Annotated in this window: 9 protein-coding genes and 2 pseudogenes; 6 read left to right on the forward strand and 5 right to left on the reverse strand. The window is 60.7% G+C overall.

All coding sequences use genetic code 11. The features are described from left to right. Window positions 1-63 precede the first annotated feature (63 nt). Both AOT96_RS31180 and AOT96_RS31185 read right to left on the reverse strand, forming a co-directional pair. Window positions 64-1,245: a HAMP domain-containing sensor histidine kinase gene (locus AOT96_RS31180; RefSeq protein ID WP_030537784.1), complete on the reverse strand. Its 1,182-nt coding sequence runs from the start codon at window positions 1,243-1,245 to the stop codon at window positions 64-66. Further along, window positions 1,242-2,000 carry a response regulator transcription factor gene (locus tag AOT96_RS31185; RefSeq protein ID WP_030537785.1) on the reverse strand — a complete coding sequence of 253 codons (759 nt, stop codon included), beginning with the start codon at window positions 1,998-2,000 and terminating at the stop codon, window positions 1,242-1,244. Before AOT96_RS31185 ends, AOT96_RS31180 begins: the two co-directional genes overlap by 4 nt. Window positions 2,001-2,140: 140 nt before the next feature. On the opposite strand from AOT96_RS31185, the gene AOT96_RS31190 reads away from it, so the two are divergent. From AOT96_RS31190 to AOT96_RS31215, 6 genes are all read left to right on the forward strand, one after another. Then, entirely contained in the window at window positions 2,141-2,410 is a 270-nt protein-coding gene (locus AOT96_RS31190; protein ID WP_030537786.1) for an SHOCT domain-containing protein, read from the forward strand. An 81-nt stretch (window positions 2,411-2,491) separates the two neighbouring features. After that, the gene (locus AOT96_RS31195) at window positions 2,492-4,075 is read left to right on the forward strand and encodes a multicopper oxidase family protein (protein ID WP_030537787.1); all 1,584 of its coding nucleotides are present in this window, start codon (window positions 2,492-2,494) and stop codon (window positions 4,073-4,075) included. A 514-nt stretch (window positions 4,076-4,589) separates the two neighbouring features. Continuing rightward, window positions 4,590-4,817, forward strand: a complete 228-nt coding sequence (locus AOT96_RS31200) for a heavy-metal-associated domain-containing protein (RefSeq protein WP_030537788.1) — start codon at window positions 4,590-4,592, stop codon at window positions 4,815-4,817. A gap of 48 nt (window positions 4,818-4,865) precedes the next feature. After that, window positions 4,866-7,169, forward strand: coding sequence for a heavy metal translocating P-type ATPase (locus AOT96_RS31205; RefSeq protein WP_047270630.1), 2,304 nt, complete (start codon window positions 4,866-4,868; stop codon window positions 7,167-7,169). Window positions 7,170-7,532: 363 nt separating this feature from the next. After that, window positions 7,533-9,995, forward strand: a complete 2,463-nt coding sequence (locus AOT96_RS31210) for a heavy metal translocating P-type ATPase (RefSeq protein WP_058228111.1) — start codon at window positions 7,533-7,535, stop codon at window positions 9,993-9,995. Window positions 9,996-10,033: 38 nt separating this feature from the next. Then, on the forward strand, window positions 10,034-10,720 hold the full coding sequence (locus AOT96_RS31215) for a DUF305 domain-containing protein (RefSeq protein ID WP_047270628.1): 687 nt from the start codon (window positions 10,034-10,036) through the stop codon (window positions 10,718-10,720). A gap of 755 nt (window positions 10,721-11,475) precedes the next feature. Here the strand turns inward: AOT96_RS31215 and ccsA are convergent. The 3 genes and pseudogenes from ccsA to AOT96_RS31230 form a co-directional block, all read right to left on the reverse strand. Next, a pseudogene (gene ccsA / locus AOT96_RS35000) lies at window positions 11,476-11,652 on the reverse strand (cytochrome c biogenesis protein CcsA); the annotation flags it as partial. Window positions 11,653-11,767: 115 nt separating this feature from the next. Then, window positions 11,768-12,244: a hypothetical protein gene (locus tag AOT96_RS31225; RefSeq protein WP_047270626.1), complete on the reverse strand. Its 477-nt coding sequence runs from the start codon at window positions 12,242-12,244 to the stop codon at window positions 11,768-11,770. Between the two features lie 314 nt (window positions 12,245-12,558). Continuing rightward, window positions 12,559-13,735, reverse strand: a pseudogene (locus AOT96_RS31230) (IS3 family transposase). Window positions 13,736-13,805: the final 70 nt, after the last annotated feature.

Consider the following 13,805-nt stretch of genomic DNA (forward strand, 5'->3'; position numbering starts at 1 on the left):
GTAGCGGCGGGGTGAGTGGGTGTTCCCGGAGCGTTTCCATTACCTCGAATGTCGCGTCGAATGTCACGCATCGACAGTTCCCCGGCAGTCGATGTGCCGCCCTTTCGGACGATGTACTGGCAACGCGATAACGAAGGTGGTGCCTTGCCCGGCTCCGTCACTCGCGGCGGTGATCTGTCCACCGTGTGCTTCGACGAGTGCTTTCGCGATGGACAGTCCGATCCCTGCCCCTCCGTGAGCACGATCGCGTGCTGCGTCGGCGCGATAGAAACGCTCGAACAGATAGGGGAGGTGCTCGGCGGCGACTCCATCGCCTTCGTCGGTGAGTGTGAGGATGAACCGATCCCCTTTCACCCGTCCCCGCACCTTCACTGTGCTCTGTGATCGACTGTGGCGCAGTGCGTTGTCGAGCAGATTGCTCAACACTTGCCCTATGCGCTCCGGGTCCAGCCACACCGACGGCAGATTTCCGGGGACGTCCACGCTCAGAATGACTGCTTTCGTGTCGTATCGTTCTTCGTGCGCCGCTACCGCTGAGCTCACCAGTACCTCAGGTCTGGTCCATGTCGGTTCGATTGCAGCTCGATTCGTCTCGGCATCGGACAGCGCCGAGACGTCGCCGGAAAACCGTGCCAGACGTCGGGTCTGATCTCTGAGCATCGCAATGGTGTGATCATCGAGAGCTTCCACTCCGTCTTCGAGCGCTTCCATGAATGCTTCGAGAACAGCTACCGGCGTCCGGATCTCGTGCGCGAGATCTGCCAGCAACCGTCGACGCATCGACTCGGCAGACTCGAGACGGACCGCCATTTCGTTGAAGGCCGTCGCAAGTGCGTCGAAGTCGTCACCGAGCTGCGGCGGCGGGACTCTGGCCGCGTAGTTTCCCGCCGAGACTGCCGTGGCGGCAGTTGACACCGCAGTCACCGACCGCTGCAGCCGACGACTGAGATACCAGGTCACAGCCAGCGCGCACAACGCAGCTGCGCCGATCGCCACGGACAACGAGACCGCAGTTGCCGAGCGATATGCCTGCTCGGCATGCATTTGCTCCTCAGACATCGGAGGCACGCCCGCGCGGCGCAGATGCTCGCGGAACAAACTCGGACCGACAGTGACTGCAACGACCCATGAGGTGGCCGCTCCTGCCACCAAGACCAGCGTTTGGGCCATCAACAAACGCACGCCGACACCGAGTCCTCGGCGGGTACGCCCCTGATGAGACGAAAGTTCTTCCAGGGTAGTCATTTTCCGGAACCCATTCGGTACCCGATGCCGCGCACGGTATTGACATACAAAGGCGCGGCGGGATCATCGCCGAGTTTGCGGCGCAGATGACCGATATGAACATCGACAAGATGTTCGTTCCCCGTCCACGCAGGACCCCACACTGCTTCGATCAGTTGCCGACGGCTGAACGCCATCCCCGGCCGAGCGGCCAATGCCGCCAACACGTCGAATTCCGTCCGAGTCAGCAGAACCGGTTTCTCGGCGACCGAGACCTCTCGCCCGGCAACGTCGATCCTGAGCACCCCGAACGTCATTGGCGGACTCTCCTCGTCTCGGGTTACCGCTCTCGCAGTTGTACCGTGCGCGACTCCGCTGCGGGGTCTGCGCATCATCGCGCGGATCCTCGCTACCAACTCTCGGGGGCTGAACGGCTTGCTCATGTAATCATCGGCACCGACAGAAAGCCCGACGATGGTGTCCACTTCCTCACTGCGAGCAGTCAGCATCACCACGTATGCATCCGAAAATGTACGAAGTTCCCGGCATACCTCGATGCCGTCGATACCGGGCAACCCGAGATCGAGGACCACCACATCAGGATCGACCTCACGTGCCAGGGCGAGAGCGTCGAAACCGTTGTAGGCCACACTCACCTCGAATGACTCTCGTTCGAGGTAACTCGAGATGATCGAGGCCAGTGGGCGTTCGTCGTCGACGACCAGTGCCCGAAAACCTGCGTACCCGTCGGTTGACCGTGTTGACGTACTGTCCATGCCACCATCGTGGACTGCTCAGTCGCCGCTGCGCACGCGATACACGGTATGCGGTCACCTCTTCAGCGAATCTTCATAGAAAGCACACCGATCCCAGAGGGTTCGGCGAGCACTGTCGAAGGTGAGGAGAGTGAACGGACATGATGTGGTGGAGCGAGAATTCGGGTTATGGAATGGGTTGGGTCAGCTGGATTCTGATGGCGCTGGCGATGATCGCATTTTGGGGGTTGGTCATTGCGGCCCTACTTGCTTTGTTTCGTCCCAGGCGCAGTACCCGCAGCGAACTCCGTGGTACGAATGCGCAGCATCTGTTGGATGAGCGCTACGCCCGCGGCGAGATCGACGATGACGAGTATCGCTCCCGCAGTGAAGCTTTGGATCGATCCTCTCGTCGACACGAGAGTCGTTGACCTCTGCCGCACGCGCGCCCCGGGCTCGGTGGCGTATCAGTTCCGTTTCTCCACAACGACTAGACAAGGACAATCACAATCATGGCTATTGCGCCGTTCACAGGATCGGCTTTCAGTCGACGTACGTTTCTCGCCGCCACGGCGGCGGGGGCGGGTGGCCTGGCGTTGACCGCATGCACCACCAGCGGATCGTCCAACCCGAACCCCCCGCCGTTCGACAAGAATGCCATCACGTCCGCTGAGGCAGCGCGCCCGCATACCGGTCGCACCGTGGACTACACGCTCAATCCGCAGGGTGCCGATATCGATCTCGGCGGCATCACGGTGCGCACTCTGGCATACGGCGACAGTGTTCCCGGTCCGTTGATTCGCGCGAATGTCGGTGACGAGTTGGCGATCACCGTCAACAACGGACTCGATCATCAGACATCGGTGCATTGGCACGGCATCGCGCTTCGCAACGACATGGACGGCGCCATGCCGGCAAGCCCGAACATCGAATCGGGGCAGAACTTCACATACCGGTTCTCAGTACCTCATTCGGGAACGTATTGGGCTCACCCGCATGTCGGTCTCGACACCGACTACGGCCTGTATCTCCCCATCGTCGTCGACGACCCCCGCGAGCCCGTCGACTACGACGCCGAATGGATCGTGGTTCTCGACGACTGGACGGATGGAGTCGGCACGAGTCCGCAACAGATCCTCTCCGACCTTCAGTCCGGAAACGGCATGGGTTCGATGGGCGGATCCGGGATGGGCAACATGCCTGGCATGGGTGGAATGAACCACGGGTCGGCCGAAACCACGCTGCCCGCCACCTCGGGTGGCCCTAACTCGGTAGAATCAAGCGCTCTGCTCGGTGGGGACGCGGGTGACGTCAGCTATCCGTACTATCTGATCAACGGGCGGATAGCTTCTGCACCGACAACTTTCTCGGCCGCTCCCGGTCAGCGTGTGCGTATTCGCATCATCAACGCGGGTGCGGATACCGCTTTTCGAGTCGCCCTTGCCGATCACGTGATGTCCGTGACCCATACGGACGGTTTTCCGGTCGTACCGACAGAAGTCGATGCGCTTCTCCTCGGCATGGGTGAGCGCTACGACGTGATCGTCACGGTCAAGGACGGTGTATTCCCGCTCGTCGCCGCGGCCGAGGGTAAGAACGCTCAGGCTCGGACGCTGCTGCGTACAGGCTCGGGCGCTGCGCCCGACGCGTCGTTCCTCCCTCGGGAATTGGCAGGTCGAGTGGGCACGGTCGAGTCGTTCACTGCAGCCGAAAGTGTCGTTCTGCCGCGAAGCGATGGCACCGGTGTCGATCTCGTGGCAGACCTCGGGGGGGACATGATGAGCTACCAATGGACGATCAACGGTCGGAACTACGACCAAACCGAACCTCTGACCGTCAAAGAAGGGGACCGAGCCCGGCTCACGTTCACCAACATGACGATGATGTGGCATCCCATGCATCTGCACGGGCATACGTTCCAAGTGGTCAAAGGTGACGGCGGTGTCGGCCCTCGTAAGGACACAGTCATCGTTCGTCCGATGGAATCTGTCGCTGTCGATCTCATCGCCGACAACCCGGGCGACTGGATGCTCCACTGCCACAACGGATATCACCAGGAGTCGGGTATGATGACCCGCTTGGGCTACATCGTCTGACACGTGGAGACGTCCGAACACACGATCACACCAGCACGGGAGGCGCGACCTGATTGGGCCGGCATCTCATTCGATGCCTCTTCCTACCCCGTTCGGCGAGGTGAGATTGTGGCCGCCCCGGCATCGGGTCAGCGTCCCGGAATCCCCGGCCTCTGCCCTGCCGCTGGACTGGGATCGAAATCCCGCGAACGGCGCAACTGCCCATGGCTCCGGTGTACACCTGGCGACACTCCACGGGCGCTCGAAATTCGACGTTCTCTGCGCGGGCGAATACACGAGGGAGAATCCGACCAAATGTCCGACGGAAGTAGTCGAGGCGCAGCCTTGACTCACCTTCTCCTAACGCGAGTATAGTAGAAACAGGTACCCCCCTGGGGTACCAGACGGGAAGGGAATCATGAGCGGTCAGACTAACTCGCAGCCGAATCTACTCGATAAGACGCAACGCGGCTGTGGATGCAACTCGACGAAGAAATCACCCACGACATCCGCGCCCACCCCTACGGAGGACATCATGTCTGCAACCAACAACACGTTCGCGGTCACCGGCCTCACCTGCGGGCATTGCGTCGGCGCCGTCACGGACGAGCTGCGCGCCCTCCCCGGAGTGAGCGAGGTCGAGATCGATCTCGTCGCCGGAGGAGTCTCCACCGTGACCGTCACAGCTTCAGCGCCACTGACCGAGGAACAAGTAACTGCCGCGCTCGACGAAGCCGGCAACTATCATCTCGCGAACATCTGACCGGGCGCCCACACCGCCAGCGTAGGCAGGTCAGGAGAGGTACATCTGATGAGCACCCTGGACAACACGACCGTCGCTGCCGAGTCCGCACACAGTGTCGAACTGGTCATCGGCGGCATGACCTGCGCCTCCTGCGCCGCGCGAATCGAAAAGAAGCTCAACAAGATCGACGGCGTCACCGCGACAGTGAACTACGCGACCGAAAAGGCGAAGGTCGATTTCACGGGTGCGGTAGCACCTGAAGACTTGATCTCCACCGTCGAGGCAACGGGATACACCGCCACCTTGCCTGCCCCCAAGGGCTCGTCCGGGGAGGTCGGCACTACCGACGGGGTGGACGCCCGAATCCAGGACGAGGCTTCGCAACTGCGGACCCGACTGCTCGTCTCGCTCGCATTGACTGTGCCTGTGGTCGCATTGTCGATGATCCCGCCATTGCAGTTCACGAACTGGCAGTGGCTGGCCTTGACGCTCGCATCTCCCGTCGTCGTCTGGGGCGCACTCCCCTTCCACCGCGCTGCACTGACGAATGCCCGACACGGCGCGGCAACAATGGACACTCTGATCTCGGTGGGGGTGTCGGCGGCCTACCTGTGGTCACTGTGGGCGTTGTTCTTCGGTCATGCCGGAATGGCCGGCATGAAGATGGAGTTCAGCCTGTTCCCACAGCAGGAGGGCGGAGCGGACCACATCTATCTGGAAGTCGCTGCTGCGGTCACCGTCTTCATACTGGCGGGGCGATATTTCGAAGCCCGCGCCAAGAAGCAGTCGGGTGCAGCCCTACGCGCACTGATGGACATGGGAGCCAAAGACGTAGCGGTGTTGAGGGAACACACCGAGATCCGAATTCCCACCGAACAATTGGTGGTCGGTGACATCTTCGTCGTACGCCCCGGCGAAAAGATCGCGACCGACGGCATCGTCACCGACGGCACATCTGCGGTGGACGCCTCCATGCTGACCGGCGAATCCGTGCCAGTCGAAGTGCGCCCTGGCGACGCCGTTGTCGGCGCCACCGTCAACGCTGGAGGGCGACTCCTCGTTCGAGCAACTCGTATCGGCGCCGACACTCAGCTCGCTCAGATGGCACGACTGGTCGAAGATGCACAGAACGGCAAGGCTCAGGTCCAACGTCTCGCCGACCGCATCTCCGGAATCTTCGTCCCGGTCGTCATCGTTCTCTCACTGATGACGTTGGGTGCGTGGCTTTTGACCGGTCACTCGATGGTGACGGCGTTCACCGCCGCCGTTGCCGTGCTGATCATCGCGTGCCCCTGTGCATTGGGGTTGGCAACACCGACGGCGCTGATGGTCGGAACGGGCCGCGGCGCCCAGTTGGGGATTCTCATCAAAGGCCCCCAGGTTCTCGAATCCACCCGTCAGGTCGACACCATCGTGCTCGACAAGACCGGGACCGTCACCACCGGGCGCATGAGTGTCGATTCGACAGTCGGCGCAGATGGCGAGAATATCGACGAATTACTTTTTGTCGCAGGAGCGTTGGAGGACGGCTCCGAACACCCGATCGCGCAGGCCATCACTCTTGCAGCTCGGGCTGACGGCCGGCCGTTGCCGAGAATCGAAGGTTTCTCCAACCACGACGGCCGAGGCGTCTCCGGTGTCGTAGACGGCCGAGCCGTTGCTATAGGTCGGCGAACCTGGTTGGAGCAGGACTGGTCTCTCGTCGCACCCAAGAATCTGGAAGTGGCCGCACACGACGCGGAAGCCGACGGAAAGTCCCCGGTGTGGGTTGCGTGGGACGGTTCGATCCGCGGAATCGTGGTCGTGTCGGACACTGTCAAGGACACCTCGAAAGAGGCCATCACTGCATTCCGAACCTTGGGACTACGTCCCATCCTGTTGACCGGCGATAATGCTCGCGCCGCCGTCGCCGTCGCAAAACAAGTGGGGATCGAAGCCGCCGATGTCATCGCCGAAGTCTTGCCCGCGGACAAAGTAAGCGCCGTCAAAGACCTCCAAAGCCGTGGGTATACAGTCGCTATGGTCGGTGACGGTGTCAACGACGCCGCTGCTCTGGCACAAGCAGACTTAGGTCTGGCCATGGGCACCGGCAGCGATGTCGCCATCGAAGCCTCCGATCTCACCCTTGTCCGAGGCGACCTGCGCTCCGCCGCAGATGCGATCCGTCTGTCGCGCTCGACGTTGAAAACCATCAAAGGGAACCTTTTCTGGGCCTTCGCCTACAACGTGGCGGCGTTGCCTCTGGCGGCGCTGGGGTTGTTGAACCCGCTGATCGCCGGCGCTGCCATGGCTTTCAGCTCCATCTTCGTCGTCACGAACAGTTTGCGCCTACGACGATTCACCAGTCATGCCACAAGCTCCGATCACTGATTTGATCCCGAATTCGACTGCCCCGATGACCTTCCGTCTGCCCTGAACTCTTCGGACGCGATGTGCGGGAGAGGTCCCACTGTCCACCCGCAACGAATCCAAAGGTTTCACTTCACGACGACCACCATCACGGACGAGGGCAGTCGTCGACTGCTTGGGACACCATGGTCCTTCATCGAATCTTCACCAAACATCTAACCAAGGCATATCCGCCACCGGCAGGCTCAGTATTGAGACACACGTGGACCCCACAACATCACGCCCCAGAGGTGCCGACGATCTGCCACAACACGGGAACATGCCACCGAGGTATCCGCACAGTCGCTGCCGCAAGAATGGCGGTCACAACGAGAGGGCGCAGAGATGAATCGAACCACCGTTCTCGAAGTACAAGGATTGCAGTGGGCGACATCGAAAGCCGCAGTCGAATCAACTCTCCTTCGCCGACGTGGCGTCGTCTCTGCTGAGGCCAACGTCCTCAACCAAACTGCCACGGTCACCTACGACCCGGCTGCAACCTCGATACCCGAACTGTCCCAATGGATCCGGGACTGCGGCTATCACTGCGCAGGGCGATCAGTGCCCTCCCACAGCTGCGACCCCCTCTCCGAACCAAACGACAGCACCAGCGCCACGCCCTCTGAATACCACGTTCATTCAGACCACGCCGACACATCAACCGACGCACCGGTCGAACACCCCGGCGAATCTCCTCACGGCGAACACACAGCGCACGAACCACATGCTCAACACTCTGCACAGGACATGATGGGGCACGGAGGCGCCCACGCCGGAATGTCGATGGACGACATGGTCCGGGACATGCGAAATCGCTTTCTCGTCGCTCTCGTTCTGTCCATTCCGATCATGCTGTGGTCCCCGATGGGGCGCGACATGTTCGGATTCACAGTTCCCGCCCCGTTCGGACTCCGCGACGACGTATTCACCCTGATACTGAGCTTGCCAGTGGTGTTCTACTCGGCCTGGATCTTTTTCGACGGCGCTTATCGGGCTCTGAAGGCCCGCACCCTCGACATGATGGTCCTCGTTGCCGTCGCCGTCGGGGCGGGTTGGCTCTACAGCGTCGCCGTCACCTTCACCGGCGGCGGCGAGGTCTTCTACGAGGCCGCGTCGGTGCTGACGGCTTTCGTCCTGCTCGGACATTGGTTCGAGATGCGAGCCAGAGGTGGAGCCAACGACGCGATTCGCACACTGCTCGAACTGACCCCGCCATTGGCAATCGTGTTGAGAGACGGCGAACCCGTCGAAGTTCCCACCGCCGACGTTGTCGTCGGAGACCTGTTACTGATCCGACCAGGCGGCAAAGTCCCTGTCGATGGAACGGTCGAGAGCGGAACTTCCGAAGTCGACGAGTCAATGGTGACCGGGGAAAGCCTTCCCGTATCCAAAGAACCGGGATCCGCAGTCATCGGGGCTTCCATCAACACGACGGGCACACTTCGCGTCCGAGCAACCAAAGTCGGTGCCGACACCGCCCTGTCCCAAATAGTGGCGTTGGTCCAGGAAGCGCAGAACTCGAAAGCGCCGGGGCAACGGTTCGCTGATCGGGCCGCGTTCTGGCTCGTCCTTGTTGCTTTGATCGGCGGCACCGGCACCTTCCTCGTCTGGTGGGCGGCGGGTGCAGGAGTGCAGACCGCGCTTCTGTTCGCGATCACCGTCGTTGTCATCACCTGCCCCGACGCTCTCGGTTTGGCCACGCCCACCGCCATCATGGTCGGCACCGGACTCGGAGCTCAACGAGGAGTGTTGTTCAAAAATGCCACCGCGCTGGAATCCTCGGCGCGCATCGAGACGGTAGTGATGGACAAGACCGGCACCCTCACCAAGGGTGAACCCGAAGTCACCGACGTCGTCGTCGACGGTATCGGCACCGATGAACTCCTTTCCCTCGTCGCGGCGGTCGAACGCGAGTCCGAACACCCCCTCGCCGGCGCGATCGTCCGCTACGCGACCGAACGCGGCGCCCCGGAGTTTCCCCTCACAAATTTCCGTAATGTGCCAGGTCATGGTGCGGCTGCGGAGGTGGACGGTCGTCGAGTGGCGGTGGGCAACCGCAAACTGATGATCGCCGAAAACGTCGACTTCGGCACATTGATGGGTACACGCGACGACCTCGCGGCCAGCGGGCGCACAGCAGTACTCGTTGCCGTCGACGGACAGGGCGTCGGGGTGATCGCACTCGCCGACGCTGTCCGAGAGACTTCCGCCGCCGCAGTGGCGGCGCTGCACGACTTGGGCGTCGAAGTCGTCATGCTCAGCGGCGACAACGAAGCCACCGCACAGCGCATCGCGGGCCAGCTCGGTATCGATACCGTCATCGCGGAAGTGCTCCCCGGCGACAAAGCCGCCAAGATCGTCGAGCTGCAAAATGCCGGCAAAAAGGTTGCGATGGTCGGGGACGGAGTCAACGATGCTCCCGCGCTCGCACAAGCGGACCTCGGTATCGCCATCGGCGCAGGTACCGACGTCGCAATCGAAACAGCGGACCTCGTGCTGATGCGGTCGGACCCACTCGACGTACCGGTCGCTCTACAAATCGGGCGAGGCACCCTCCGCAAGATGAGACAGAACCTCGGATGGGCAGTCGGGTACAACGTCATCGCCCTCCCCATCGCCGCTGGAGTCTTCGAACCCTCCCTCGGACTTGTACTTCGCCCCGAGATCGCGGCGCTGTCGATGTCCGGGTCCAGCTTCATCGTCGCAGTCAATGCACTACTGCTGAAGCGGCTACGCCTCCCTTCTCCCCCAGATCAACACCGGCCTTCACCCAGCACTACGAAGTCCACCTCACAGAACGTCTCATGACCCGACAACCGATCTCCCAGCGAAAGGGATTCCCCGATATGAAGAAGGTCCTCGCAATCAGTGCTGCAGCAACTGCAGCACTATTCGTCCTCACCGCATGTAACAGCTCCAATACCGATGAAACTACCTCCACGCCAACGTCAATGAGTGCCGAATCCAGTTCATCGGCGAACGCGAGCACTCACAATCAGGCAGATGTGACATTCGCCGAGCAGATGATCCCGCATCACAGTCAGGCCGTCCAGATGAGCGACATGCTCCTCTCCAAAGACGGTATCGACCCCCGAGTGACGACGTTGGCAGAACAGATCAAGGCAGCGCAAGCCCCAGAAATCGAGCAGCTGCAGGCCTGGTTGACCAGCTGGGGACAGAGTTCGTCCTCCTCTGGCATGAATATGCCGACCACCTCCCACAGCATGGAAGGCATGACACCCTCTACCAGCATGAACATGCCGATGCCCTCAGAGAGCATGGGGATGACGCCGGGAATGATGGAGGGGATGATGTCCGCCGATGACATGACCGCGCTGCAGAATGCACAGGGAACCGATGCCGCGAAACTGTTCCTCGCTCAGATGATCGACCATCACCGCGGAGCTGTCGCAATGGCGCAAACTGAAGTTGATTCCGGACAGTATCCCGAAGCTATCTCCATGGCGCAGACCATCATCAGCGCGCAAAACCAGGAAATCACCACGATGGAAGGCATTCTCGCCACGCTGTGATCACGACTTCCGGCGTTCATTGCTCAGATTTCAGTCGGATGTGAGCGCACGCGGCTCGGTGTCTCTGCTTGACAATTGACCTCGGCAGAGGCACCGAGCCTTCTAGGCGACAGGTCAATACCCCGGAGGACACCGAACACTATCGAGGCAACCTCATTTGTTGGAGGGTTTGGTAATTACACCCGAAGATATCCCGAGATCCGCACGCGCCGTCCTGCGTGCGCGGTCACATTCGTCGGGCTCAACATTCTGGTCAGGCTCCGTGGGATACCCACCAGCACGAGGTAGGAACGGGTGCACAAAAACCCACGCCTGAACCGAACCGATCTATTTGCATCAATCAGGTCCAGGCGCAAACCGAGCCCATCGATTAACGAGGGACAGGCCGGGTACGCAAACGAGAACAGACGACATGGAGGTCATGATGCAGGACGTTCGGCGGGGGATGACCGACTCCGAGTTGATCGCGGAGGCGTACCGACTCGAAAGCCAGCCGGTATTGAGCAGGTGCGACCACATCAGGTTGACACTGATACACGATGAACTCGAGTGTCGCGCAGGATGTCGGGAAAAGAAACTCCCTGACGCGGCGCCACAACGGCTTCCGCCTTGCAAGGGCAGGAAGTGCGCATGATTGACAAGTTTGATCACCACGTTCACACACTCACATCAGAATGGCTGCGCCACTCCCCCGGCATGCAGGCGCGGGGCTCCCCTGATCCATATGCCCCCGCGCCACTCTCACCCGCTCGCTCTCAGTTGAGTCCCGCGTACGAATGGAGGCCGGAGACATCCATCTTGATGATGAAGAGATTGAACAGCATTGCGACGAAACCGGCAATGATTATCCAGGCGGCACGGGTATCGCGCCAACCAGAAGTAGCACGCGCGTGCAGAGAGGCGGCGTAGATCACCCAAGCGATGAAGGAGATGTGAACGACGGTTGAAAACTAGACCACCCGTCGTTTCTGGACTAGTTTTCAACCGTCGTCAACAGGAGACCGTTTCCTTGGGGTCCCATCCTTCTTGACAACATCCAATCGCGCACTAGGAGCGTTCGGGGACCGCAGTACCGATCGAGTCCTTCGACACACAAGTACGCACTCCGCACGCCCGCTCACCTTTCAACCGCTGCCGAAACGCGCCCGCCATCAAAGCCAGTGAAATCAGCCCCAGGACCGGTTGTATCGGTGCCCACAGATTCAACGCACCCGTCACACCGACAGTCATGATCACCAATTTGTTGCACACCGGACAGCCGACGGCCAACAGAGCCAGCGCATTGCTGCCAATGCCCACGCGCGAGGGTGCTGCAGAACTGGATTGCGTTCGCACATACGTCGCGAGTATCAATCCACTCAATATCGCGTTCGCGATCCACACCGGATAGTTCCACCACAGCACCGGAGTCATCCGCTGGTAGAACGAAGTCGGCACTATCCCGGTGGGGACGCCGACGATGAGCGCTGCTGCCACCGCACCTGCCGACGCAGTAATCCAACGCCAGAGCGACCAATTCGTCATCGCCGATGTCCCTCCCTCATACAGTGAACTACTAAAAGAGATAGTAGTTCACTGTATGAGACGACCGGAAACGGCAATCCTTCAACGACTTGCATCCCACCCGACAGGGGTATCACCGAGGTGCACGTGTGTGAAAGCGAAGTCTCCACGGCGATCGAATACGATGCGCGGGACAGCGGGAGTTTGCGCAGCGTCGAGGCAGGGCAACCGAGGCCCGCACCGACAAACGTGAGCGCGGTAAGAGTTCGCGTAACAACGAATCGGTCAGTGCGGCTGTCGTCTTGGTAGGACCCCGTTTGGTGAGCCACTCGCTATCAGAGAATCAATGCGTGTGAATACAGCTGGCAGCTGTACTCATTCGGAGTGCGGTAAGCCAGCGATGAATGCCGATGTCGGGTGTTGTAGTCCTCCTTCCCGTCCTCGATGACCACCCGGGCTTCGAGGAGGCTGTGGAACTCGTTCATGTTCAGGCATTCGTCACGGACTCGGTTGTTGAAGGATTCGATGTAGCCGTTCTTCCACGGCTGACCAGGGGGAACATATCCGATTCCCAGTCGGTCCTCGCAGAACGTCCGCAACGCCTCGGAGATGAATTCGGGTCCGTTGTCGCACCGCAACACCTGTGGCGGGCCGCCCCAGAGCGCGAACACTTTCTCCAGGGCGGCGACGAGATCCTCTGCCGGGATGGATCCCTCGACCATGTTGAGCACCGACTGGCGCGAATGCTCGTCCACCATTGACGCGATCTTGAACTTCCGTTCGTCGGTGGTGAAGTCGAACTGGAAGTCGATCGCCCACACCACCTTCGGTGCATGTGCCTCGGCAATCGGGGTGGTCGAAGCGTCGGCTCGTTTGCGGATTTTGCGGACCTTCACCCGCAACCCTTCCTCGCGCCAGAGACGCTGAACCTTCTTCTTTGTTAATCACCCAGCCCATGGCACGCAAGTCCGCCCACGCCCGACGAAACCCCTTGCGGGCATTCGCTTTGGCCCAGTCTCGCAACCACTTCCGCAGATCGGCGTCCGGATCGTCCGGGGTGTCTCTCGCAAGCGCTTTTCGTTGGGTGGATCGCGGTTGCCCGACGATTTTGCAGGCGAAACGCTGTGAGAGCCCCATCGTTTCCTGGAGCATGACGACAGCGTTTCGTTTGGCGGTCAGGCTCAGAATTTTCCAGTGATAATGGAATCAACCCGTTGACGGAACGGCCTGACCCAGAATTTTCCGAGCAATCTCCTTGAGTGCAGCCTTTTCGAGTTCGGCTTCGGCGAGGAGCTTCTTGAGCAGGGCGTTCTCGTTCTTGAGTTCTTTGAACTCTTTGGCGTCGTCGGCTTTCATGCCGCCATACTGCTTGCGCCAGTTGTAGAGCGTCGGCACCGAGACGTCGAGTTGTCGGGCGATTTCCTCGTCGTCGGCGCCTGTGGCGGCAAGTTCGTCGCCGTGGCGCAGTTTTCGGATGATCTGTTCGGGCGTGTGCCGTTTGCGTCCAGCCATGAGTTGCAGCCTTTCATGCCCTTGATCAGGGCGGAAGGATTCTCATAGCTTGCGGGTCACTTGATGGGGG

Origin of the sequence: Rhodococcus sp. 008, assembly GCF_001682295.1 — a bacterium.
GTDB classification, from domain to species: Bacteria; Actinomycetota; Actinomycetes; order Mycobacteriales; family Mycobacteriaceae; genus Rhodococcus_F; species Rhodococcus_F qingshengii.